The following is a 427-nucleotide window of genomic DNA, read 5'->3' on the forward strand; positions in this document are numbered from 1 at the left end:
AACGTCCTACTCTCACAGGGACAAAGTCCCAACTACCATCGGCGCTAGAGAGCTTAACTTCCGTGTTCGGTATGGGAACGGGTGTGACCTCTCTGCCATCATTACCAGACTATATTCATTTGAGACAATCATTATTATACTTGATTCACTAAAAAAGTCAACAAGTTTTTTTATATTCTCTCAAAACTAGATAACACTTGCTTCATATTTATATGATTAAGTCCTCGATCTATTAGTATTCGTCAGCTCCACGTGTCACCACGCTTCCACCTCGAACCTATCAACCTGATCATCTTTCAGGGATCTTACTAGCTTAACGCTATGGGAAATCTCATCTTGAGGGGGGCTTCATGCTTAGATGCTTTCAGCACTTATCCCTTCCGCACATAGCTACCCAGCTATGCCCTTGGCAGAACAACTGGTACAC

The 427-nt window shown here is 42.9% G+C and carries 2 rRNA genes; both read right to left on the reverse strand.

What is annotated here, in order from left to right:
* Positions 1-109, reverse strand: a 5S ribosomal RNA gene (gene rrf, locus MR076_RS26050); the annotation flags it as partial.
* Positions 110-212: 103 nt separating this feature from the next.
* Positions 213-427, reverse strand: a 23S ribosomal RNA gene (locus MR076_RS26055); the annotation flags it as partial.

The organism is Bacillus cereus group sp. BfR-BA-01380, from assembly GCF_022663535.1.
Lineage (GTDB): Bacteria > Bacillota > Bacilli > Bacillales > Bacillaceae_G > Bacillus_A > Bacillus_A cereus_BB.